The sequence below is a fragment of the Streptomyces monticola genome (assembly GCF_042665355.1).
GTDB lineage: Bacteria > Actinomycetota > Actinomycetes > Streptomycetales > Streptomycetaceae > Streptomyces > Streptomyces monticola.
The window spans coordinates 136,359-157,788 of record NZ_JBHTCF010000009.1 but is presented as its reverse complement, the minus strand read 5'-3'; the positions used below and the strand labels follow the sequence as shown (position 1 = coordinate 157,788).

General features: G+C 71.2%; 20 protein-coding genes. 6 read left to right on the top strand and 14 right to left on the bottom strand.

Annotated features, from left to right (window positions below; all coding sequences use genetic code 11):
• Positions 1 to 85: 85 nt before the first annotated feature.
• On the top strand, positions 86 to 547 hold the full coding sequence (gene soxR, locus ACFQVC_RS21960) for a redox-sensitive transcriptional activator SoxR (RefSeq protein ID WP_381832768.1): 462 nt from the start codon (positions 86 to 88) through the stop codon (positions 545 to 547).
• 56 nt (positions 548 to 603) lie between these two features.
• Here soxR and ACFQVC_RS21955 read toward each other — a convergent pair whose 3' ends face one another.
• A complete protein-coding gene (locus ACFQVC_RS21955; protein ID WP_381832765.1) occupies positions 604 to 1,311 on the bottom strand; it encodes a 3-keto-5-aminohexanoate cleavage protein in 708 nt (235 codons plus the stop codon).
• Between the two features lie 25 nt (positions 1,312 to 1,336).
• Here ACFQVC_RS21955 and ACFQVC_RS21950 point away from each other — a divergent pair, with 25 nt between their 5' ends.
• The gene (locus ACFQVC_RS21950) at positions 1,337 to 1,855 is read left to right on the top strand and encodes a hypothetical protein (RefSeq protein WP_381832762.1); all 519 of its coding nucleotides are present in this window, start codon (positions 1,337 to 1,339) and stop codon (positions 1,853 to 1,855) included.
• Positions 1,856 to 1,903: 48 nt separating this feature from the next.
• Here the strand turns inward: ACFQVC_RS21950 and ACFQVC_RS21945 are convergent, their stop codons facing one another.
• A complete protein-coding gene (locus tag ACFQVC_RS21945) occupies positions 1,904 to 2,506 on the bottom strand; it encodes a hypothetical protein (RefSeq protein ID WP_381832759.1) in 603 nt (200 codons plus the stop codon).
• A 339-nt stretch (positions 2,507 to 2,845) separates the two neighbouring features.
• Between ACFQVC_RS21945 and ACFQVC_RS21940 the strand changes: the two genes are divergently transcribed.
• Positions 2,846 to 5,704, top strand: a complete 2,859-nt coding sequence (locus tag ACFQVC_RS21940) for a penicillin acylase family protein (protein WP_381832756.1) — start codon at positions 2,846 to 2,848, stop codon at positions 5,702 to 5,704.
• A gap of 65 nt (positions 5,705 to 5,769) precedes the next feature.
• Here ACFQVC_RS21940 and ACFQVC_RS21935 read toward each other — a convergent pair whose 3' ends face one another.
• The 4 genes from ACFQVC_RS21935 to ACFQVC_RS21920 form a co-directional block, all read right to left on the bottom strand.
• The gene (locus tag ACFQVC_RS21935; protein WP_381832753.1) at positions 5,770 to 7,086 is read right to left on the bottom strand and encodes a serine-threonine protein kinase; all 1,317 of its coding nucleotides are present in this window, start codon (positions 7,084 to 7,086) and stop codon (positions 5,770 to 5,772) included.
• Between the two features lie 127 nt (positions 7,087 to 7,213).
• On the bottom strand, positions 7,214 to 8,608 hold the full coding sequence (locus ACFQVC_RS21930; RefSeq protein WP_381832751.1) for an erythromycin esterase family protein: 1,395 nt from the start codon (positions 8,606 to 8,608) through the stop codon (positions 7,214 to 7,216).
• 120 nt (positions 8,609 to 8,728) lie between these two features.
• Positions 8,729 to 9,982, bottom strand: a complete 1,254-nt coding sequence (locus tag ACFQVC_RS21925; protein WP_381833157.1) for an MFS transporter — start codon at positions 9,980 to 9,982, stop codon at positions 8,729 to 8,731.
• Positions 9,983 to 10,200: 218 nt separating this feature from the next.
• On the bottom strand, positions 10,201 to 11,490 hold the full coding sequence (locus tag ACFQVC_RS21920; protein WP_381832748.1) for an exo-beta-N-acetylmuramidase NamZ family protein: 1,290 nt from the start codon (positions 11,488 to 11,490) through the stop codon (positions 10,201 to 10,203).
• Positions 11,491 to 11,734: 244 nt separating this feature from the next.
• Here ACFQVC_RS21920 and ACFQVC_RS21915 point away from each other — a divergent pair, with 244 nt between their 5' ends.
• Genes ACFQVC_RS21915 through ACFQVC_RS21905 form a run of 3 tightly spaced genes read left to right on the top strand, consistent with a single transcriptional unit; the run spans position 11,735 to position 14,803 of the window.
• Positions 11,735 to 12,499 (top strand): SDR family oxidoreductase, encoded by a 765-nt coding sequence (locus ACFQVC_RS21915; protein WP_381832745.1) that lies wholly within the window; start codon positions 11,735 to 11,737, stop codon positions 12,497 to 12,499.
• Positions 12,496 to 14,148, top strand: coding sequence for an AMP-binding protein (locus ACFQVC_RS21910; protein WP_381832742.1), 1,653 nt, complete (start codon positions 12,496 to 12,498; stop codon positions 14,146 to 14,148). Before ACFQVC_RS21915 ends, ACFQVC_RS21910 begins: the two co-directional genes overlap by 4 nt.
• A gap of 58 nt (positions 14,149 to 14,206) precedes the next feature.
• On the top strand, positions 14,207 to 14,803 hold the full coding sequence (locus ACFQVC_RS21905) for a TetR/AcrR family transcriptional regulator (RefSeq protein ID WP_381832739.1): 597 nt from the start codon (positions 14,207 to 14,209) through the stop codon (positions 14,801 to 14,803).
• Positions 14,804 to 14,858: 55 nt separating this feature from the next.
• Here the strand turns inward: ACFQVC_RS21905 and ACFQVC_RS21900 are convergent, their stop codons facing one another.
• From ACFQVC_RS21900 to ACFQVC_RS21865, 8 genes are all read right to left on the bottom strand, one after another.
• Positions 14,859 to 16,073 carry an acyl-CoA dehydrogenase family protein gene (locus tag ACFQVC_RS21900; RefSeq protein WP_381832736.1) on the bottom strand — a complete coding sequence of 405 codons (1,215 nt, stop codon included), beginning with the start codon at positions 16,071 to 16,073 and terminating at the stop codon, positions 14,859 to 14,861.
• A gap of 6 nt (positions 16,074 to 16,079) precedes the next feature.
• Entirely contained in the window at positions 16,080 to 17,105 is a 1,026-nt protein-coding gene (locus ACFQVC_RS21895) for a phosphotransferase family protein (protein ID WP_381832733.1), read from the bottom strand.
• Between the two features lie 177 nt (positions 17,106 to 17,282).
• Entirely contained in the window at positions 17,283 to 18,194 is a 912-nt protein-coding gene (locus ACFQVC_RS21890) for an MBL fold metallo-hydrolase (RefSeq protein WP_381832730.1), read from the bottom strand.
• Between the two features lie 86 nt (positions 18,195 to 18,280).
• A complete protein-coding gene (locus ACFQVC_RS21885) occupies positions 18,281 to 18,577 on the bottom strand; it encodes a hypothetical protein (RefSeq protein ID WP_381832727.1) in 297 nt (98 codons plus the stop codon).
• Between the two features lie 181 nt (positions 18,578 to 18,758).
• Positions 18,759 to 19,091 carry a DUF202 domain-containing protein gene (locus ACFQVC_RS21880; RefSeq protein WP_381832724.1) on the bottom strand — a complete coding sequence of 111 codons (333 nt, stop codon included), beginning with the start codon at positions 19,089 to 19,091 and terminating at the stop codon, positions 18,759 to 18,761.
• Between the two features lie 22 nt (positions 19,092 to 19,113).
• Positions 19,114 to 19,509: a YidH family protein gene (locus ACFQVC_RS21875; protein WP_381832721.1), complete on the bottom strand. Its 396-nt coding sequence runs from the start codon at positions 19,507 to 19,509 to the stop codon at positions 19,114 to 19,116.
• 78 nt (positions 19,510 to 19,587) lie between these two features.
• Complete coding sequence (locus ACFQVC_RS21870) at positions 19,588 to 20,187, bottom strand: NUDIX hydrolase (protein ID WP_381832718.1); 600 nt, start codon at positions 20,185 to 20,187, stop codon at positions 19,588 to 19,590.
• A 79-nt stretch (positions 20,188 to 20,266) separates the two neighbouring features.
• The gene (locus ACFQVC_RS21865; RefSeq protein WP_381832715.1) at positions 20,267 to 21,160 is read right to left on the bottom strand and encodes a DMT family transporter; all 894 of its coding nucleotides are present in this window, start codon (positions 21,158 to 21,160) and stop codon (positions 20,267 to 20,269) included.
• Between the last annotated feature and the right edge of the window lie 270 nt (positions 21,161 to 21,430).

The following is a 21,430-nucleotide window of genomic DNA, read 5'->3' as shown; positions in this document are numbered from 1 at the left end:
CCGGATGAGTGTGTCTAAGCGCTTGCTCAGCATGGTCGCCGGTGTGGACGCGTGTCAACGGAGCGCCGCAGGTAGGGTCCGTCGGGTGCCGCAGATTCCAGAGAAGATCCATGAGCTCACCGTCGGCCAGCTGTCCGCGCGCAGCGGGGCGGCCGTCTCCGCCCTGCACTTCTACGAGTCCAAGGGCCTGATCAGCAGCCGGCGCACCAGCGGGAACCAGCGCCGCTACGGCCGTGACGCGCTGCGCCGTGTGGCCTTCGTCCGCGCGGCCCAGCGGGTGGGCATCCCGCTCGCGACGATCCGGGACGCGCTCGCGGAACTCCCCGAGGAGCGCACCCCGAACCGTGACGACTGGGCCCGGCTCTCGGAGGCCTGGCGCTCGGAACTCGACGAGCGGATCAAGCAGTTGGGCCGCCTCCGCGACCATCTGACGGACTGCATCGGCTGCGGCTGTCTGTCCCTGGAGACCTGTGTGCTCTCCAACCCGGACGATGTCTTCGGCGAGCGGCTCACGGGCTCGCGCCTGCTCGCGGACAAGCGCAAGTGACGCGGTGACACAGTGGCGTAGTGGCGTAGTGGCGAGGTGACGATGGCGGCCGTCCGTCAGTAGGACGCGAGCGCCGCCGCCACCAACTCCGCGTTCGAAGCGGCCGGCCGCCCGTCCGGCAGCACCAGTACGTCCTCGATGCCGATCCGGGTGGGAAGCCCGAGGCGGAGCGCGAGCCGCAGCACAGGCCAGGCCCCGGACTCCTCGCCGTGCAGCAGCACAGGACGCCCGTGCGCGGCGCCGAGTTCGTCGAGGAGCGCCCGCGCCGCCGCCTCGGCCCGCTCCGGGTGCTGCTCGGTCACCTCGGCCAGGACCCGTGACACCTCGGGTCCGAGGGGCGAAGCGAGGAAGCGCCGGGCGCCGCCCGTGCCCGACCAGATCCCCGCGTCGACGGCCACGCCCCGCTCGATCAGCGCCGCCGCGACCTCTTCGGCGCCCGGTTCATGCCAGTTGACCGAGGCGTGGTCGGGCAGCACCGTCCAGGAGCGGATCCGCTCGACGCGCCGCCGCGGCTCCGGCTCGGCCCAGGCTCCGGTGGTCACCCCGACGGAGACGCCGACCCGGGCGCGTACCGCTTCGAGCGTCGCCGCGACCGCGCGCGGGGACAGGGTGTCCTCGCCGCAGGGGGATTTGGGGTGCACGTGAACATCCGTGGCGCCTGCGGCGACCGCCCGCTCCGCCGCCTCGGCCATCGCCTCGGGAGACATCGGTACCGCGGTACCTCCGGCCGCCGCGCGGGCACCGTTCAGACAGACCTGCACCATGGCCCCGATGCTAAGGGAGGGCTCCATGAGCCTCGTCATCTGCTCGCTCCTGTGGGACGCGGCACAGGCAGGGAAGCAGCAGATCGTCTACGACAGGGACGGCTACCACTTGGTGCGGTTCCCCTACACGGAGAGCCAGGAGTCCTACGACCCCTGGAAGATGCACGACCCGGCGCACGGCGGCGGCAGGCCGTCGAAGTACCCCGACGCCCGCTCCGGACTGATATGGCCGAGCCACGACGGCTGGGGAGTGGTGTCTGCCCTCGTCTTCTGGGGGGCCGACTCCGATCCCAGAGAGTACAGAGCACGCTTCGTACGCGACCCGCTCGGCACCGGCGACGGTCCCGACTCCACGGCCACCACGGATTCGGCGCCCACCGGCGGCGGTCAGTACCGCCAGTACAACTGGCAGATGTTCGTGCACCCGGGCACGCCGGTCGGCTTCAAGGTCTCGGCGCGCGGACGCGGCGACACCAAGATCAAGACCCCGCTGGTCCACGCTCAGTTCAAGCTGGCGATCCACACGGATGTGAAAAGACCCTGAGCCGTACGCGCACGGGGGTGCGGCGGCTTCGGCGCACCCCCGTCGTCCTCACACGGAGATGAGAGTCCGTCCGTGCCGGGCCTTCGAGAGGGCGCCGGGCGCGAGGACGGGCTGCGGGACGACGATGCCGCAGCCGGTGCACACCGGACCCGCCGACGGCTCGTGCGCCAAGTCGTACTTCCAGGCTATGTCGGCCGAGTCGCACACCGGACAGCGGTGTCCGGGATCGCGCTCCAGAGCCGTGATCAGTTTGCCGAGCACATCGGCGAGGGGTTCACCGGGGTGGGTCTCCGGGTCGTCGCACCAGGCGACGCCGTGCCCGCCCCAGGTCAGCCGGTGCCAGTCGTCCACGCTGCCGGGGCGGCGCAGGCCGTCGTGCTTCTCCTGCTTGCGCCGGAGCGCGAACTCCGTTTCGTACGCGAGCCATACCGCCCGCGCCTCTTCGAGTTCGTCGAGCGCGGCCATCAGCCGCGCCGGATCAGGTGACCGGTCCTCTGGTCCGAAACCGGCCCTCGTGCACAGATGGTTCCAGGTCGCCCGGTGTCCGTAGGGGGCGAACCGCTCAAGGCACTTGCGCAGCGAATAGCGCCGTAGCGCCAGGTCGTTGCGTCCGTCCCTGACCTGTCTCGCCAGGCTTCTGAATCCTGCCATCGCAATCGCACCTCCGTCGCTCCTGCTGCGGCTACTTCGGCGTCGGCGAAATGACGTCGGCGTATAGACGTATCGACCGGCGATCCGGCTCCATCCGATTTCCGATGGCAGCCATCAGCTTGTCTTGCACGTGCGCCACGCCTTGTGCGGGGGAGTCCATCACAGAGGCGGTGGGATCGGCGTAAACGCCCGCGCGAATACGTCATGGCACGCGCTGCGCCATTCGCGGCCTGCTGCCGCGGCCGTCTGTGGTGATTCGGAAAAGGTGACGCATGTTCATCTTCTGTCGCTGTCCTACCGCCGGTAACCTCCCGGCCACCGACTTCGGGAGGAGCAGGAATGCGACGGCGCATCCCACGTATCGCGAGCCAGGGTGTCCGCAGCGGCAGCGGCGCACTGATCGCGGCCGCGGCCCTGATGGGAGGCCTGCTGTCGCCGCTCCCGCAGGCCGCGGCGGCCGAACCCACGCCGACCGACGACTACTGCGGCACCCAGTGCGCCGACATCCTGCCGCCGGGCGCCAACGGCAGCGCCACACTCGCCGAGATCCTCGGCCACCGCCTCTTCGGCACCAAACCGGCCCACAGTGACGACCAGTTGGGCCCCTACGACGCCCTGTCCTCCGGGTACCCGTCCCTCACGGACGACACCCTCACCGACTTCTTCCGTGAATCCTCCTTCGGTGTGCCGGACGACCAGGTCGCCTCCGTCACCAAGCCGCGCGAAGACGTCACGATCACCCGTGACAAGCAGAACGGCGTGCCGCACATCAAGGGCACCACCCGCTACGGCACCGAGTTCGGCGCGGGCTTCGCCGCCGGCCAGGACCGCCTCTGGCTGATCGATCTGTTCCGGCACATCGGCCGCGGCGAGCTCACCTCCTTCGCCGGCGGCGCCCCCGCCAACCAGGGCCTGGAGCAGCAGTTCTGGCCGCAGGCCCCGTACACAGAGAAGGACCTGGAACAGCAGGTCGAGTGGCTGCGGAAGAACAGCGGCGAGCGCGGCGAGCAGGCCATGAAGGACGCCCAGGCCTATGTCGACGGTCTCAACGCCTACCGCGAGAAGGCCAAGAAGGGCCGCTACTTCCCCGGTGAGTACGTCCTGACCGGCAAGGTCGACGCGATCACCAACATCGGTGAGATCCAGCCGTTCAAGATCACCGACCTGATCGCCCTCGCCTCGGTCGTCGGCGGTCTCTTCGGAGGCGGCGGCGGAGGAGAGGTCGACGCGGCGCTCTCGCTGCTCAAGTCGCAGCAGAAGTACGGCGTGGAGAAGGGCACCGAGGTCTGGGAGTCCTTCCGCCAGCGCAACGACCCCGAGACCGTCCTGACCGTCCACGACGGCTCGAGCTTCCCGTACGCGGGCAAGCCGGAGAAGGCGCGCGGCAAGGCCATGCCGGACGCGGGCTCCGTGGAGCAGGAACCCCTCGTATACGACCGCGAAGGCGCCGCGAAGACCGCCGCCGCCTCGGGCGCCGCACCCAAGGACCCGGTCAAGGCCCCCGGGAAGCTGAAGAAGCTCCAGGGCATGTACGACAAGGGCGTGCTGCCCGCCGACACCTTCAGCGGCGCCGACTCCTCGTCACGCAAGGGCATGTCCAACGCCCTGCTCGTCTCCGGCAAACACACCGCGAGCGGCAACCCGGTCGCCGTCTTCGGGCCGCAGACCGGCTACTTCGCGCCCCAGCTCCTGATGATGCAGGAACTCGACGGGCCCGGGATCAGCGCCCGCGGCGTCTCCTTCGCCGGTGTCGGCATGTACATCCAGCTGGGCCGCGGCCAGGACTACGCGTGGAGCGCCACTTCCGCGGGACAGGACATCACGGACACCTACGCCGTCGAACTGTGCTCGCCCGACGGCTCGGCGCCCACCAAACAGTCCACGCACTACCGCTACCGCGGCCAGTGCCTGCCCATGGAGAAGCTGGAGAAGAAGAACGCCTGGAAGCCCACCCTCGCCGATTCCACGGCCGCGGGCTCCTACCGGCTCCAGGTCTTCCGCACCAAGTACGGCACCGTCACGCATCGCGCCACCGTCGACGGCAAGCCCGTCGCCTACACCTCGCTGCGCTCCACCTACCGGCACGAGGCCGACTCGATCATCGGCTTCCAGATGTTCAACGACCCGTCCTACGTCAAGGACGCCAAGTCGTTCCAGAAGGCCGCCGACCGTGTCGGCTACGCCTTCAACTGGTTCTACGCCGACTCCCGCGACACCGCGTACTACAACAGCGGCTCCAACCCGGTGCGCGCCGCCGGCGTCGATCCCTCGTTCCCCGTACGGGCCGAACCCGACTACGAATGGCGGGACTTCGACCCGGCCCACAACACCGCCGCCTACACCCCGCCCGCCGAGCACCCGCAGTCGGTGAACCAGGACTACTACATCTCCTGGAACAACAAACAGGCCGAGGACTTCAGCGGCGCGGGCTTCGGCTACGGCGCCGTGCACCGCGGCGACCTCCTCGACGACCGGGTCAAGAAGCTGGTCGACGAGGGCGGGGTCACCCGTGCCTCGCTCACCCAGGCCATGGCCGAGGCCGCGGTCACCGATCTGCGCGGCGAACAGGTGCTGCCCGAACTCCTCAAGGTGCTGCGCGACAAGCCGGTCACGGATCCCCGACTGGCCAAGGCCATCCAGCAGTTGGAGGCCTGGCGCAAGGCGGGCGCCCAGCGCAACCAGACCGCCGCGGGCTCCAGGACCTACGCCCACTCCGACGCCATCCGCCTCATGGACGCCTGGTGGCCGCTCCTCGTCGAAGCCGAGTTCAAGCCGGGTCTCGGCGACGGTCTCTACAAGTCGCTGACGGCGCAGCTGGCCGTGGACGAGTCACCCTCCGCGGGCCACGGCCCCACCGGCTCGCACGCGGGCTCTGCCTTCCAGTACGGCTGGTGGGGCTACGTCGACAAGGATCTGCGCACCGTGCTCGGGCAGCCGGTCCAGGGCAAGCTCGGCGACACCTACTGCGGTGACGGCGAACTCGACGCCTGCCGCGACGCCCTGCTCGCCACCCTCGCCCAGGCCGCCGCCAAGCCCGCCACCGAGGTCTATCCCGGCGACGACAGCTGCAAGGCCGGCGACCAGTGGTGCTCGGACACGATCATCCACCGGGCGGTCGGCGGTCTCACCCACCAGCCCATCCAGTGGCAGAACCGTCCGACGTACCAGCAGGTGGTGGAGTTCCCCCGGCACCGCTGACCGGTGTACGCGGGGGCGGCCGGACCGCAAGCCGGTCCGGCCAGTTCATCCCCCTGCCACCTCCGTCACCCCTTGATGCGGCCCGCCGCCAGCACCACACGCGCCAGCTCCTCGTGGCAGATGTCGCTGTGGGCGCCGGCCGGCGGGCCGCCCCTTCGCACCACCTGGGCCGCGTCGATGTTCACGCAGCCGCTGTCCGGCAGGTCCGCGGCGAGCGCCTCGCGCAGCGTGAACCCCTTCGTGTCGGGCACCGCCTGGATGCCGTCGTGCCCCAGGGCGCCCCACTTGCGGTCGAAGCCGAGCAGCCCCGCCGAGTCCCCGGCCATCCGGGACGCCATCGGGTACAGCACCCCGAGCGCCGTGTCGTGCTTCGAGTAGCAGCACACCACGGGCCCGTCCACCCGGCCCTGCTGTCCGCGCAGCGCCCCGGCGCTGCGCCGCTGGTGGGGCAGCCGCTCCGCGAACGCGTAGTGCGAGAAGGCGCCTTGGAGCAGCGTCACCGACTTCACGTTCCGGACGCCGTCCGGCAGCCCGCGCAGCGCGAACGAGACAAGCCGCCCGCCGAAGCTGTGCCCGATGAGGTGCACCCGCACACCGGGCGCCTCCCGCGCGAGCTGCCCGAGCGCGGGTCCGAGCCCGAGCTGTCCGACGGTGCCCGCACGCCGCTTCATCGCGTAGTACGTGCCCTGCCGCAGCAGTTCGCGTGCGCCGTTCCACAGCCGGCCGAGGCCGAAGCCGATCTCCTGCTCCTCCGTCGACTCCTCGACGGCCCCGGTCTGCGCGAGCGCCTCCATGAAGCCCTGGCACACCGCGGCGGTGTCGTCGAACAGCATCGCCGGACCGTCCTGCGGGCTCTCCTCCTGGGTGTCGGCGGCCGCCGCGGCCCCGATGGCATCGGCGGGCGGTTCGACCAACTGCCGGACCAGGCGCCCGAACTCGTCGAAGGCGGGCGGCGACGCGGGCCGCTCCTCCAGGAGCCGGGCGATCTGCTCGATCACCGGGCCCGAGCCGGGGAAGACCTCGTTCAGGGCCTGCCGGGTGGCTTTGTCGAGCGCGGGCCCCGCGGCCGCGGCGGCACCGGCGGGCAGCACCGCCGGGTCGAAGTCGGGGATCGGCTCGTCCGAGAACCGCATCGCGGGCCACACCACGCCCGTGTAGCCGAGCCCGGCCCGCGGCGCGAGCTGCGGGAACGGGGCGAAGAACCGGTCGTACAACTTGGTCGCGACGGACCGGTCGTTGTTCCAGCCGTGCGCGAAGACCAGCAGGTCCTTCACCCCGCGCCCCCGCACCTCTTCGACGAGCCGCTCGCGCCGGCGCCGGTCCGGGTCTCCGTCGGCGTCGAACGTCAGCTCCCAGTAAGGCGTTACACCCACACCCGCCATGACCGTCCCCCTGAACTCGCAGTCCGATGTCCGGTTTTCGATGTGCGGGCATCGTCCTGCGGCCCCGGGGGAATGGCCAGTACCCGAAGGGTCCGCGTGGCGCCTCAGAGGCGGTCCGCCGCGGTCCTCAGAGGCGGTCCGCCGCGGTGATCCGGTGCAGATGGACCAGCACGTCGAACGTGGCGCCCAGGCGCACCGGTTCGGGCTCGGCCGGCCATGCGGTGCCGATGGAGCGTGTCGGCCGTGCCACCCCGAGCCACGCACGGGCTGCGGCCGGCGCCGTGCGCAGATCCAGGTAGTAGTCGCCGCGCGCCACCCGTTCCAGTGTCCGCTCATTGCTGCCCTGGGCGGCGGGCCCCACGGTGAAGGTACGGATCGGCTCCTTCGGGTCCGTGAGGTCGTTGGCGTTGAACGAGCCCTGGCCGAAGGTGAATCCGATGCTGACGTAGCCGCCGTGCGCGCCGTCGCCGACCAGTTCCCGCAGGAACTCGCCCTGCAGCTTCGGGTAGTGCGCCGGGTCGCTGGTCTCCAGGCCCACATGGCCGTTGTGCGCGGAGAGCAGCATGCGGTGCCCGGTGTGCCGCTGCCACCACGCCGTGTTCCGGGCCATGGCCTCGTCGCGGTGGCGCATGGCGTCGGCCACCTCTTCGTCGTCGAAGAGGTCGTACGTGTACTCCTTGCCGACCTGGGCGATCACCCGGGCGTGCTGGAGCACCCAGGCGTGCTCCTCGCGTCCGGCGCCGGGCCGCTGCCGCGCGAGCAGGTCGTAGGCCCGCTCGACCTGGGCGCCCATCGCCCGGCGCTCGGGCAGGGGCTTGCGCAGATACGCCGACATCGTCTCCTCGACGCCCGCGGTGGGCCGGGACGCGCGGTAGAGCTTCTCGAACTCCGGTGCCAGGCGCGGGTAGTGCGCGGCGACGTACCGCTCGACCGTGTCGAAGAGGACCGGGCCCGCGTATCCCAGGTCGTTGCCCATGAACTGGACCTTGCGGTCGTGGGTGCGGTTGTGGGCCCGCATCCACTCGATGAGCTCGCGGTACTCCCGTACGTTCCACATCAGGTACGCGTTCTGGAACTCCTCGCGCATGATCCGGTCGAGGTCGCCCCTGCCGTGCAGCACATAGTCGTTGAGCCGCAGTCCCGCGCTCCAGTTGGCCTCCAGGGCGAAGGTCGTGAAGCCCTTCTTCTCGACCAGGTGCTTGAAGACGCGGTGCTTCATGCGGAAGAACTCGCCGGAGTTGTGGGTGGCCTCGCCGAGGCCCACGATCCGCGCCGTGCCGATCATCCGGTCGAGCGGCCGCAGATCGGCCCCGGGTGCGCCGGGCGTGGTGGAGGTCAGCGGCCGCGCGGACTGCGCGAGGGCCCGTACGGCCGCGGCGTCGCCCCCGCCGGTGCGGTGCGCCGGCCGCGCCGGGCCTGCCGCGAGGAGGGGGCCGAGACAGGCCACGACCAGCAGCAGGACCAGTACCGCTCTGGGGAGTCGCAGTGAAGTGCCGGGTGTGGGAGGTGAGTTGGAGTGCATGAATCAAGCCTGGCCCGCGGGCGGAGGCCGCACCATGAAGCCCGCCGCACACCTTCCCTGGGGTTTTCCCCAGGCCGGGGGTACGGCGGGCCGCATCAGTCGTGGGCGGGCGAACGCCGCCTAGCCGAGCTCGCGCTCCCGTGTCTCCGGCAGCGCGAGCACGCAGAGCAGCGATACCACGGCCATGGCGCTGACGTACCAGCCGACCGCCGCCGAGCCGAACGCCGACTGCAGCCGGGTCGCGACCAGCGGGGCCACCGCACCGCCCGCCACGCCGCCCAGGTTGTAGGCGAGGGAGGCGCCCGAGTAGCGCACCCGGGCGCCGAACAGCTCCGGCAGATAGGCGCCCATGGGTCCGTACACCACGCCCATGCAGAACAGCGTCCCGCCGAGCGCCACCGCCATCAGCACCGGCTGCTCGGTGTCCATCAGCGGGAACAGCACGAGCCCCCACACCACCGCGAGGCCCGTGCCCCCGAGAATCAGCTTGCGCCGCCCGCCGGCATCGGAACGGGTCGCGGCCAGCCAGGTGCCCGCGGCCAGGAACAGACAGGCCACCATGGACAGGCCCAGCATCAAGTTCCGCGAGACACCGAGGGTGTTGGTGCCGTACGCCAGGCAGTAAGTGGTCGCCGTATAGAAGAGCCCGTACGCGACGACCATGCCGCCCGCGCCGAACAGCAGCTCCCGCGGATGCCGCTTGAACACCTCGAGCGCGGGCGCCCTGCTGGCGTCCTGCGCGGCCATCACCCGGGAGAACACCGGGGTTTCGCTGATCTTCAGGCGGACGAAGAGCCCGACGGCCACCAGCAGGAACGACAGCAGGAACGGAATGCGCCAGCCCCAGCTGCGGAACGCCGCGTCGTCGAGGACCGCGGAGAGCAGCCAGAAGATCCCGGTGGCCGCGAAGAACCCGACGGAAGGCCCGAGTTGGGGGAAGGCCGCGAACATCCCGCGCCGTCCGCGCGGCGCGTGCTCCACGGCGAGCAGCGCCGCACCGCCCCACTCGCCGCCGAGCCCCACGCCCTGCAGGAAGCGCAGCAGCACAAGGGTCAGCGGCGCCCAGATGCCCCAGGTGCCGTAGCCGGGAAGCAGACCCACGAACGCCGTGGAGAGCCCCATGAGGAGCAGCGAGGCGACGAGTACGGACTTGCGCCCGACCCGGTCGCCGAAGTGCCCGAAGACCAGCGAACCGAGCGGCCGGGCGGCGAAGGCCACCGCATAGGTGGAGAACGACGCCAGGGTGCCGTTGACCGGTGAGAGGTTCGGGAAGAAGGCCTCGTTGAGTACGAGCGCCGCGGCGGTTCCGTAGACGTAGAAGTCGTAGAACTCGATGGCGGTACCGATGAAGCTGGCGACCGCCACGCGGCGCAGGCTCTCCGGGCTCTCGCCCGCGCCGGTGGCGGTGTCCGTCGCGCTTGAAGTGGGGGTGGGGTCATCTTTGAGCACGACGGAACTGTGGCGATCCGTGCAGCGTACAGTCAATAGATGGGACGCCGCGTCCTGCATCGTGAGACGTCGGCGGTGTGGTGTCAGCCGGTGTGGTGTCAGCCGGTGTGGCGTCGGCGGGTGTGGCGTCGGTGTGTGCGGTGTCAGCGGTAGGCGAGGTACTTCCCGCGCATCGCACGGAACGCCGCCAGCTCCTCCTGCCAGGCGGCCACCACGTCGTCCGTGCCCGCCCCCGCGTCGATCATCGTCCGCACCTGTGTCGACCCGGTGAGCTTGTCGATCCAGTTGTCGCTGCGCCAGGCGAAGCCGCTCCACACCTTCTTCGCCGTCACCAGGAGCGCGATCCCGGTGCGTACGGCGTCGAACGCCACGCGGTCGTGCACATGGAGCTGGACGCCGCCGATGGTCTTGCCCTGGAACTTGGAGAAGGTGGGCGCGAAATACGCCTCTCTGAAGTGCACCCCCGGCAGATCGAGCGCGCCCGCCGCCTCGGCCCACTTGCGGTCGATTCCCTCGGCGCCGAGCAGTTCGAACGGCCGCGTGGTGCCCCGGCCTTCGGAGAGATTGGTGCCCTCGAAGAGACAGGTCCCCGCGTACACGAGCGCGGTGTCGGGCGTCGGCATATTGGGGCTCGGCGGCACCCACGGAAGCCCGGAGGCGTCGTAGAACTCGCTGCGCCGCCACCCCGACATCAGGACGGTGTCGAGTTCGACGGGCCGCTCCAGGAACTCCTTGTTGAACAGCCGGGCCAGCTCGGCGACCGTCATGCCGTGCGCCTGGGAGATCGGCTCGCGCCCCACGAAGGTCGCGAACTCCTTGTGCAGGACCGGGCCCTGGGCCGCCCGCCCGGTCACCGGGTTGGGCCGGTCGAGGACCACGAACCGCTTGCCCGCGAGCCGGGCGGCCACCATGCAGTCGTACAGCGTCCAGATGTACGTGTAGAAGCGGGCGCCCACGTCCTGGATGTCGAAGAGCACCGTGTCGACCCGGGATGCGGTGAAGATATCGGCCAGCGGCTGCCCGCTCTTCTGGTAGGTGTCGTAGACGGGAAGACCGGTCGCCGGGTCGTCGTAGCGGCCCTCGGAGCCGCCCGCCTGCGCGGTGCCGCGGAAGCCGTGCTCGGGCCCGAAGACGGCCACCAGGTTCACGCGTTCGTCGGCGTGCATGACGTCGACGATGTGCCGGACCTCGCGTGTCACCCCGGTCGGATTGGTGACGATGCCGACGCGCTGCCCTTCGAGCCGGGCGTAGCCGTCCGCCGCGAGCCGCTCGAAGCCGGTCCGGAGGCGGCGCCCGCCCGTGCCCGCGCTCGCGCTTCGGCCCGTGCCCGCGCTCGCGCTTCGGCCCGTGCCCGCCGTGGCCGGCGTGGCGGCGGTGGTCGCGGCGAGCGCCCCCGTGGTGGCCGCGAGCAGGACCCGTCTGGACACATTCATTACGTAACCTCCGCGCTCGCACCGACTGTCATGCGCACGCACGCTAGCGCGCCCCCGGGCCTCGGGGAACGAACCCGGCACAGTCGGCCGCGCCGCGGGAGCCGGACGGTCGCCCCGCGGAAATCACACAGCCGCGCCGCGGGAGACAGGGCAGGTGCACAGCGTCCGAGCCACCCCCTTCCCCCGCTCCATACCGACTGGTTAGTCTGCGATCACGGTCGAGGCGGGACTCGAATGGAGACTGATGGTGGACACCGTGCAGGACAAGGCAGTTGTCGTCACCGGAGCGGGCGGCGGCATCGGCGCCGCCCTGGCCCGTAGATTCGCCGCCGAAGGGGCCAGGGTCGTCGTCAACGACCTGGACGCCGCGAAGGCGGAGGCCGTCGCGGCGGAGATCGACGGGATCGCCGTCCCTGGTGACGCCTCCGAAATCGTCGACCACGCGCGCGTGGCGCTCGGCGGCCATATCGACATCTACTGCGCCAACGCCGGCCTCGCCTCCGGCGGCACCGAAGCCGCCGACGAACAGATCTGGGCCGACGCCTGGGACGTCAACGTGATGGCCCACGTACGGGCCGCGCGCGCCCTGCTCCCCGGCTGGCTGGAGCGCGGTGAGGGCCGCTTCGTCTCGACGGTGTCCGCCGCGGGCCTGCTCACGATGGTGGGCGCGGCGCCCTACAGCGTCACCAAGCACGGCGCGTACGCCTTCGCCGAGTGGCTCTCGCTCACCTACCGCCACCGCGGCATCAAGGTGCACGCGATCTGCCCGCAGGGTGTGCGCACCGACATGCTCACCGCTGCGGGCTCCGCGGGCGAGCTCGTTCTCGCGCCCACCGCGATCGAGCCCGAGGACGTCGCCGACGCGCTGTTCGACGGCATCGAGGAGGGCCGCTTCCTGATCCTGCCGCACCCCGCGGTCGCCGACTACTACGGGGCACGCGCGGCCGCTCCTGATCGTTGGCTGGACAACATGAACCACATCCAGCAGAAGTGGGAGGCCGCCCAGTGACGGTGAGGTATGCCGACAAGCCCTGGCTCGGGCGTCTGAGCGAGGCCCAGCGCGCACCGGTCGACCCGCCCCCGTCCGTGGTGCACGCCTTCCGCGCCGCGGCCGCCGAGGCCCCGCAGCGCACCGCCCTCGCCTACTTCGACGGCCGCCTCGGGTACGCGGAGGCGGACGCCCTGAGCGACTCGGTGGCCGGTCATCTGGCCGCCCGCGGCCTCGGCCCGGGCGACCGTGTGGCGATCATGCTGCAGAACTCCCCGCACTTCGTGCTCGCGCTCCTCGGCGCCTGGAAGGCGGGCGCCGCCGTCGTCCCGGTCAACCCCATGTACAAGTCGGGGGAGGTCAAGCACGTCCTGCACGACGCCGAAGTGTCCGCCCTGATCTGCTCGGACCGCGCCTGGGAGAGCTATCTGCGGGACGCGGCGGCCGACTCACCGGTGCGGATCACCCTCACCGCCTGCGAGCTCGACCTGCAGACCCGCAACGACGCGCGGGTCCTCGGCTTCGAGCGGCTCCCGCAGGCCGCGGACGCCGAGGATCTGCTGACCGTCGCCCGCGCGGGCACGAAGGCGCCCGAGGGCCGCGAACCGGCCGCCGAGGACGTGGCGTTGATCAGCTACACCTCCGGGACCAGCGGCACCCCCAAGGGCGCCATGAACCGGCACGGGAACATCACGTTCAACGCGGAGCGGCAGCGCGCGGGTCACCCCCTCCCCGAAGGGGCCGTGTACTTCGCGCTCGCCCCGCTCTTCCACATCACGGGCATGGTCTGCCAGCTGTCGGCCTGCGTGGCGAACAAGGGCACGCTCGTGCTGTCCTACCGCTTCGAGGCCGGCGTCGTCCTGGACGCCTTCGCCGAGCACCGGCCGGCGTACACCGTGGGCCCGTCCACCGCCTTCATGGCCCTGGCCGCGCACCCGGCGGCCACCCGCGAGCACTTCGCCTCCTTCCTGGTGATCTCCTCGGGCGGCGCACCGCTGCCGCCCGCCCTGGTGGAGAAGTTCCGCGCCGCCTTCGGCCCGTACATCCGAAATGGCTACGGCCTGACCGAGTGCACCGCCCCCTGCGCCTCCGTGCCGCCCGAGCACGAGGCGCCCGTCGACCCGGCGTCCGGCACCCTCTCGGTCGGTCTGCCCGGCCCCGAGACGGTCGTCAGGATCGTCGACGAGAAGGGCCACGACGTGCCCTTCGGCGAGCAGGGCGAGATCGCCGTGCGCGGCCCGCAGGTCGTGCCCGGCTACTGGCGCCGTCCCGAGGCCACCCAGGAGGGCTTCCCCGACGGCGAGTTGCGCACCGGCGACATCGGCTTCATGGACTCCGACGGCTGGCTGTACGTCGTCGACCGCAAGAAGGACATGATCAACGCGTCCGGTTTCAAGGTGTGGCCGCGCGAGGTCGAGGACGTCCTCTACGGCCACCCCGGGGTCCGCGAGGCGGCCGTCGTGGGCATCCCCGACGCCTACCGCGGCGAGTCGGTGAAGGCCTACGTCAGCCTCCGCCCGGGTGCGGCCGCGGAACCCGCCGAGCTGGTCGCGTACTGCAAGGAACGCCTGGCCGCGTACAAGTACCCGCGCGAGATAGACGTCCTCGCCGAGTTGCCCAAGACGACCAGTGGGAAGATCCTCCGTCGGGAGCTGCGCTCCCGCCCGTAGATCGCATACGGTTCCCCGCGCGGCAACACCGCGTACGCACGAAAGGAAGGTGGCGGCCATGGCCAAGGTGACGGACTCCGGCGACAGCACGCCCGTCCCGCAGCGGCTCCTGGCCGCCGCCACCCGGCTCTTCGCCGAGCAGGGCTACGACCGCACATCGGTGCAGGAGATCGTCGAGGCGGCGGGTGTCACCAAGGGTGCGCTCTACCACTACTTCGGCTCCAAGGAAGACCTCCTGCACGAGGTCTACGCGCGCGTGCTGCGGCTCCAGCAGGAGCGCCTGGACGCCTTCGCGGGCGCGGACGCGCCGGTGGAGCAGCGGCTGCGGGACGCGGCCGCCGACGTGGTCGTGACCACCATCGACAATCTCGACGACGCCGCGATCTTCTTCCGCTCCATGCACCATCTGAGCCCGGAGAAGAACAAGCAGGTGCGCGCCGAGCGGCGCCGCTACCACGAGCGCTTCCGTGCCCTGGTCGAAGAGGGCCAGAAGGCCGGCATCTTCTCCACGAAGACACCGGCCGACCTGGTGGTGGACTACCACTTCGGCTCCGTCCACCACCTCTCCACCTGGTACCGCCCCGACGGCCCGCTCGCCCCGCAGCAGCTCGCCGACCACCTGGCCGATCTGCTGCTGCGGACCCTGCGCCCCTGAGCGGCCCGCCACACCGTTACCGGTTGACGGCGTACCGCTCAGGCCTCAAGGCGCGTCACAGGTACTGCTTCAACTCCCGCCGCGCCAGCGAGCGCTGGTGCACCTCGTCGGGGCCGTCCGCGAGCATCAGGGTGCGCGCCCCGGCCCACAGCTCGGCCAGCGGGAAGTCCTGGCTCACCCCGCCCGCGCCGTGCAGCTGCACCGCGCGGTCGATGATGTCGACGACGGTGCGCGGCGTCGCGATCTTGATGGCCTGGATCTCGGTGTGCGCGCCCCTGTTGCCGACGGTGTCCATCAGCCAGGCGGTCTTCAGGACCAGCAGACGCAGTTGCTCCACCGCGACCCGCGCGTCCGCGATCCATTCCTGTACGACCCCCTGCTGGGCGAGCGGCTTGCCGAACGACGTACGCGAGACGGCACGGCGGCACATCAGCTCGATGGCGCGCTCGGCCATGCCGATCAGGCGCATGCAGTGGTGGATCCGGCCGGGGCCGAGCCGTGCCTGGGCGATGGCGAAACCGCCGCCCTCCTCGCCGATGAGGTTCGACACGGGCACGCGCGCGTGGTCGAAGACGACCTCGGCGTGGCCGCCGTGCCAGTGGTCCTCGTAGCCGTACACCTGCATCGCGCGGCGTACTTCGACGCCCGGGGTGTCGCGCGGGACGAGCACCATGGACTGCTGCCGGCGTACGTCGGCGCCCTCGGGGTCGGTCTTGCCCATCACGATGAAGATCTTGCAGTTCGGGTTCATCGCGCCGGAGATGTACCACTTGCGGCCGGTGATGACGTACTCGTCGCCGTCGCGCGCGATCCGGGTCTCGATATTCGTCGCGTCCGACGAGGCCACCTCGGGCTCGGTCATCGCGAACGCCGAGCGGATCTCACCGGCGAGCAGCGGCTCCAGCCACTGCTTCTTCTGCTGCTCGCTGCCGAACTGTGCGAGCACCTCCATGTTGCCGGTGTCGGGCGCCGCGCAGTTCAGCGCGGTCGGCGCCAGCTGCGGTGCGCGCCCGGTGATCTCGGCGAGCGGCGCGTACTGCAGATTGGTGAGCCCGGCGCCGTGCTCCGCGTCCGGCAGGAAGAGATTCCACAGGCCCTGCCTGCGCGCCTCGGCCTTCAGGTCCTCGACGATCTGCGGGGTCTGCCAGGGGGAGTCGAGCTGTGCGTGCTGCTCACGCATGACGGGCTGCGCGGGATACACGTGCTCGTCCATGAAGGCGAGCAGCTTGGCGCGCAGTTCCTCGGTACGGGCGTCGAAAGCGAAGTCCATGGCGGGTCAGCCTTCCTGGAGGGTGGTCAGGCCGTGGTCGATGAACTGCGGGACCAGCTCCCCGATGCGGTCGAAGCCGGCGCCGACGGTCTGCCCGAGCGTGTAGCGGTAGTGGATGCCCTCCAGGATCACGGCGAGCTTGAACCAGGCGAACGCCGTGTACCAGGAGACGGCCGAGACATCGCGCCCCGAGCCCTGCGCGTACCGCTCGATCAGCTCTTGTGCCGAGGGGTGGCCGGCGGCCGAAGCGGTCGTGGAGATGGGGGAGTCCGGCATCTCGAGGCGTGCGCTGTACATCGCGAGCAGGCCCAGGTCGGTGAGCGGATCGCCGAGCGTCGACATCTCCCAGTCGAGGATGGCGGTGATCCGCTCGTCCCCGTCGACCAGGACGTTGTCGAGCCGGTAGTCGCCGTGCACGACGGTGGCGGCGGGAGAGTGCGGCAGATCCCGGCCGAGTGCGGCGTGCAGCTCGTCGATCCCGGCCAGCTCACGGTTGCGGGAGGCGTCCAACTGCTTGCCCCAGCGCCGCAGTTGCCGGTCGAGGAAGCCCTCGGGTCGGCCGAAGTCCGCGAGGCCCACCGCCTCCGGGTTCACCGCGTGCAGCTCGACCAGTGTGTCCACCAGGCCGAGGCAGGCGGCGCGGGTGCGCTCCGGGCCGATCGTGGCGAGCTCGTCGGCGGTGCGGTACGGCGTTCCGTCCACGAACTCCATGACGTAGAAGGGCGCCCCGACGACCGAGTCGTCCTCGCACAGCAGCAGCGGCTCGGGCACCGGCACCGCCGTCGGGTGCAGCGCGCTGATCACCCGGTGCTCACGCTTCATGTCGTGCGCGGTGGCCAGGACGTGCCCGAGCGGCGGCCGCCGCACCACCCAGCGCGACGTGCCGTCACTCACGGCGTACGTCAGGTTCGAACGCCCGCCCTCGATCAGCCGCCCCTCGAGCGGTCCGCGCACAAGTCCGGGCCGTTCGCGCTCCAGATGGCCGCGCAGTGCGTCGAGATCGAGGCCCGGAGGCTGCTGGTCTGAGCCCATGCTTCGCTCCCTGTGTGTTGACTCCGGTGAGTATCATGCCGACCAGTCGGTATGCCGTCCACCCCGCCGACCGAAAGTGACCGGACTCTCCCGCTCGAGCGACCGGAATCTCCCGCTCGAAGCGAGCGGACTCTCTCACGCGAAGCGACCGGACCGGACTCGCCCGCCCGACCCGGCTCAGGCGTGGCAGGTCACCATCTGCCCGCCGTTGAGCACGGCCATGTCGCCGAACCCGGCGACCAGTTCGATACCGGAGCCAGGCGCGAGCCCGTCGAGCTCGGCGTACGCGCGATGCAGATTGGCGACCAGGCGCTCGCTCTCGCGCAGCTCGGCGAAGGCCCCGAGATCGGTCCGCTGTGCCGCCTGCAGCGGGGTGAGCCCGGCGGCACGCGACTTCTGTGCGGTCTCGCCGATGAAGCGCAGATAGCGCTCCACGCGGTCGTACACCCCGGGGTCGGTGATCTGTCCGTGGCCGGGCACCACGGTGGTCGCGCCGAGTTCGCGCAGCAGGTCGAGGGCGCGCAGGGAGCCGGTGAGCGAGCCCATGAAAACGAACGGCGTACCGCCCTCGAAGACCAGGTCACCGGTGAAGACGATCCGCCGGTGCGGCAGCCAGACGATGGAGTCGCCGACGGTGTGCGCGGGCCCCGGGTGGATCAACTCGACCTCGGTGCCGCCCCGGTGCAGGGTCATGCGGTCGGTGTACGTCAGATCCGCGTGCCGCAGGCGTATGTCGCCGTAGTCCGTCTGCGGCCACACCAGCTGCAGATGCTCACCGGCGGCCAGGGCCTCGCGGCGGCAGTCGGTGTGCGAGACGACGCTCGCCCCGGCGGCGAACACGCAGTTGCCGTAGGTGTGGTCGCCGTGATGGTGGGTGTTGATCACATGGCCGGGCAGGGCGGCGCCGGTCCCGGTCAGGGCCCGGCTCAGGGCGCGGGCGCGGTGCTCGGTGGCGGCCGTGTCGATCAGGACGGTGGAGCTGCCGTCGCTGACGAAGCCCGCATTGTTGAGGCACCAGCCGCCGTCCGGCTGGACGTACGCGTGCACATCGGGGGCCAGCTCGACGGTGTACGGCTCCGCTGCGGTCATGACGCCCCCCGGGTCCCGAGTCCAACTGGTCGGTCAGATCCTGCCAGTTGGCCCCGGGCCGGGGAAGCGCGGGCGGTGCGGGTGACTCAGTGGTCGTCCCAGTGCCCCTCGTGGGCGGCGTGCCGGTGACCGTCGTGGACGTAGTCGACATGGTCGCCGTGCGTGACCGCGGGGTGGCCGCAGCCGTCGCCGTGTGTGTGGTCGTGCCCCTCGTGAGTGCTGTGCCCGGCGGGCTCGCACTCGTCCCAGTGACCGGAGTGCTCGCGGTGCAGATGCCCGTCGTGCGCGTAGTCGACGTGGTCGCCGTGCGGTACCTCCGTGTGGCCGCAGGCGGGACCGTGCGTGTGCTCGTGAGTGGGGTGCTCCTGGTGGAGGGTGGTCATGCTGCTCACCTTCGGTGTGGTTCCACGGGGTGGGTGACATCACCAGGCTAGTCCCGAATGCCCGTTAAGTCCGGTGTGGCGTCCCGCGTCCGGGGCCTCCTCACCACGGTGGCGCCTCACCGCGGTGGCGCCTCACCACGGTGGCGCCTCACCGCGGTGGCGTCTCACACTGGTGGTGGCCTCAGCGCACCACGGCCACCGCGAAGACCGCGAGCGCGATCGTGCAGGCCGCCGCGCCAAGGGCGGTGCGCGGGTGCATGGATCCCGGACGGGCCTGTGACAGTTCCCTGATGCGCCGGTGGGCGAGCGCCACGAAGGCCAGCCACAGGAGCAGCGAGAGCGCCGCGGCGAGCAGGCCGAGCGGGGTGGCGCCGTTGTGCAGCGCCTGCTTGCCCGCGAGTACGGCGGCGACCGTGCACGACAGTGTCGTACGCCGCCATGCGAGACGGGTGCGCTCCGGCTGAAGTCCCGGATCGCGTACGGCTTCCGTGGCCCGAGGCCCGTTCCCGCTCATGGACGCCCCGCCCGCGGGCGCCTCACGTGTCGGCCCACCCCAGGAGCACCACCGCGACCATGATCAACGCGACCACGCCGACCGCGAGGCTCAGCAGTGCGGGAAAGCGCGACACCGGAAGGTCCTCGCCGCGCCGCATCGCCAGCTCGCAGCGCACCCAGTGGTTCACGGCCCGCAGTGCGCACATCGCACCCACCGCGAGCAGCGCGAGGGCAAGGCCCACACGCCAGCCCCAGCGCAGGTCCGGCAGGAACTGGTCCACGGCGAAGCCGCCGCCGACAAGGGCGAGCGCGGTGCGGACCCAGGCGAGAAAGGTCCGCTCATTGGCCAGCGAGAAGCGGTAGTCGGGCGTCTCGCCCTGCTCCCGTACCCGCCCCGGCGACAACCACAGCCGCAGCGCCTCAACGAACCCACTCACCCCCCGAACCCTACCGGCGCCCCCGCACCTCCGGCGCGACAGCCGCCCCCGTCCCCCGGCCGGCCGTGCGTCGCCCCCTCACTCCTCGCGCCACTCCCGCAGCCGCCGGTACGCCGCCAGGCCGTCGGGTACCCACTGCCACTCCGAGAGACGGCGGGTCAGTTCGGCCTCGGGCAGGAAGGCGTGCCAGGCGACCTCCTCGGCCTGCGGGTGGACGGGCAGCTCGCAGCGGACCTCGTAGACGTACGACCACCAGCTGTGCTCATCGGTCTCGTACAGGAACTTGAACAGCGGTGTGGGCTGCGGGAGTCCGCTGACCCCGAGCTCTTCCTCGGCCTCGCGCAGGGCCGCGGTGTCGTAGGACTCGCCCGCGCCGACGACACCGCCGACGAACATGTCGTACAGCGAAGGGAAGACCAGCTTCTCCGGCGTGCGCCGGTGGACGAAGATCCGGCCGTCGCCGTCGCGCGCGAGCACGAAGGCGCAGCGATGGCGCAGTCCCTTGGCGTAGGCCTCACCGCGCGGTGACTGCCCCACGACACGGTCCTGCTCGTCGACGATGTCCAGGATCTCGTCGGCGTTCCTGCCGGAGGCGTCGCTCTCCACGACGCTCTCTCCGCCACCCTCCGCGACGCCCTCGGTGGTGCTCTGGCCTTCGGTGATGTCCTCATCGCTCATGCCGCCATGCAACCCGCAAGGCCCACGCGGCGTCCAGCCGCGGACACCGTTCGCCGACCGCTCGCCGGGCAACGCCCGCTCAGCGCGCCTGGAGCGCCACGGCACGCTCGCGAGGTGCCGGCCCCGTGGGCATCGCCGGGTGCCTGCAGAGGAGCACGATTCCCGTCACGACGGCCGCGAGCCCGAGGCACTGCCAGGTGATCGCACCGGCGTCGGAGCGCAGCCGGTCGCCGAGGAAGCCGACCCCGCAGGCGATCCCGGCCAGCGGCTGAGCGGCGGTGAGGGCGGGCAGCGAGCTGCGCAGCGGTGCCGTCTCGAAGGCGCTCTGCACCAGGAGCAGACCGGTCAGGCCGAGGACGAGCACGGCGTACGGCTGCCAGTGCGAGACGAGGGCGAACCAGCCGCCGCCCGCCATCAGCTGCCCGCTGACCCGGGTGAGCGCGTCCTGCAGGCCGTAGAGCAGCCCGGCGGCGAGCGCGAGGAGGGCCGGTCCGAGGCTCAGGCGCAGCCGCCGCGCACACAGGGTGAGCAGCAGGGCCGCGCCCACCACGACGCCGATGATCAGCCAGCGCCGGAGCGCACCCGCGTCGTGGCCGCCGCCGCTCGGTTCGCCCGCGACGATGAACGCCGTCACACCGCCCGCGAGCAGCGCGAGGCCGCCCCAGCCACGGCGGCCGAGCGGCTGCCGGGTCCGCCAGCGCGAGAGCGCCATCGCGAACAGCAGATGGGTGGCGAGGAGCGGCTCGACCAGGGACAGCTCACCCCAGGCCAGCGCCAGCGCCCCGAGGGCCGTGCCGCACATCATCAGGGCGAGCCCGGCCAGCCAGCTCGGCACCCGGACCAGGTCGATCAGAAGGCGCGGGGAGAGGAAGTCGCCGAGCGGTGCGTGCTGAGCGGCGCTCTGCTGCAGGACGAAGCCGAGGCCGAGGCAGCAGGCCGCACCCACGGCGGAGACGAAGACGAGCAAGGTCACGGGGCAGACCTCAAGACCGTTCGGTGGCACGGGAGTTGACACGATCCGCAGCAGACTCAAGGGGGGACGACGGCGGACCCGGCGACGATAGCCGCTGTGCCCCTGTGATCGCCTCTCCGCCGCCGGAACCGGGACGGCCGTCCGCGGTGCCACCGGGAGGGGTGTGGCGTACGGGATCGCAGGAGCCGGACGGGGCGCCGCCCGGCGGGGCGCGACGGTTGACGCCCCGCGGATCCGTCCCGAAGATCTGACCCACCAGTAGCTCACCGA

Bases quoted from the DNA above. Each gene is read 5' to 3' on its own strand.
- ACFQVC_RS21955 (WP_381832765.1), bottom strand. From the start codon at position 1,311: ATGGTGCAGGTCTGTCTGAACGGTGCCCGCGCGGCGGCCGGAGGTACC.
- ACFQVC_RS21950 (WP_381832762.1), top strand. From the start codon at position 1,337: ATGAGCCTCGTCATCTGCTCGCTCCTGTGGGACGCGGCACAGGCAGGG.
- ACFQVC_RS21945 (WP_381832759.1), bottom strand. From the start codon at position 2,506: ATGGCAGGATTCAGAAGCCTGGCGAGACAGGTCAGGGACGGACGCAAC.
- ACFQVC_RS21940 (WP_381832756.1), top strand. From the start codon at position 2,846: ATGCGACGGCGCATCCCACGTATCGCGAGCCAGGGTGTCCGCAGCGGC.
- ACFQVC_RS21935 (WP_381832753.1), bottom strand. From the start codon at position 7,086: ATGGCGGGTGTGGGTGTAACGCCTTACTGGGAGCTGACGTTCGACGCC.
- ACFQVC_RS21930 (WP_381832751.1), bottom strand. From the start codon at position 8,608: ATGCACTCCAACTCACCTCCCACACCCGGCACTTCACTGCGACTCCCC.
- ACFQVC_RS21920 (WP_381832748.1), bottom strand. From the start codon at position 11,490: ATGAATGTGTCCAGACGGGTCCTGCTCGCGGCCACCACGGGGGCGCTC.
- ACFQVC_RS21915 (WP_381832745.1), top strand. From the start codon at position 11,735: ATGGTGGACACCGTGCAGGACAAGGCAGTTGTCGTCACCGGAGCGGGC.
- ACFQVC_RS21905 (WP_381832739.1), top strand. From the start codon at position 14,207: ATGGCCAAGGTGACGGACTCCGGCGACAGCACGCCCGTCCCGCAGCGG.
- ACFQVC_RS21900 (WP_381832736.1), bottom strand. From the start codon at position 16,073: ATGGACTTCGCTTTCGACGCCCGTACCGAGGAACTGCGCGCCAAGCTG.
- ACFQVC_RS21895 (WP_381832733.1), bottom strand. From the start codon at position 17,105: ATGGGCTCAGACCAGCAGCCTCCGGGCCTCGATCTCGACGCACTGCGC.
- ACFQVC_RS21890 (WP_381832730.1), bottom strand. From the start codon at position 18,194: ATGACCGCAGCGGAGCCGTACACCGTCGAGCTGGCCCCCGATGTGCAC.
- ACFQVC_RS21885 (WP_381832727.1), bottom strand. From the start codon at position 18,577: ATGACCACCCTCCACCAGGAGCACCCCACTCACGAGCACACGCACGGT.
- ACFQVC_RS21880 (WP_381832724.1), bottom strand. From the start codon at position 19,091: ATGAGCGGGAACGGGCCTCGGGCCACGGAAGCCGTACGCGATCCGGGA.
- ACFQVC_RS21870 (WP_381832718.1), bottom strand. From the start codon at position 20,187: ATGAGCGATGAGGACATCACCGAAGGCCAGAGCACCACCGAGGGCGTC.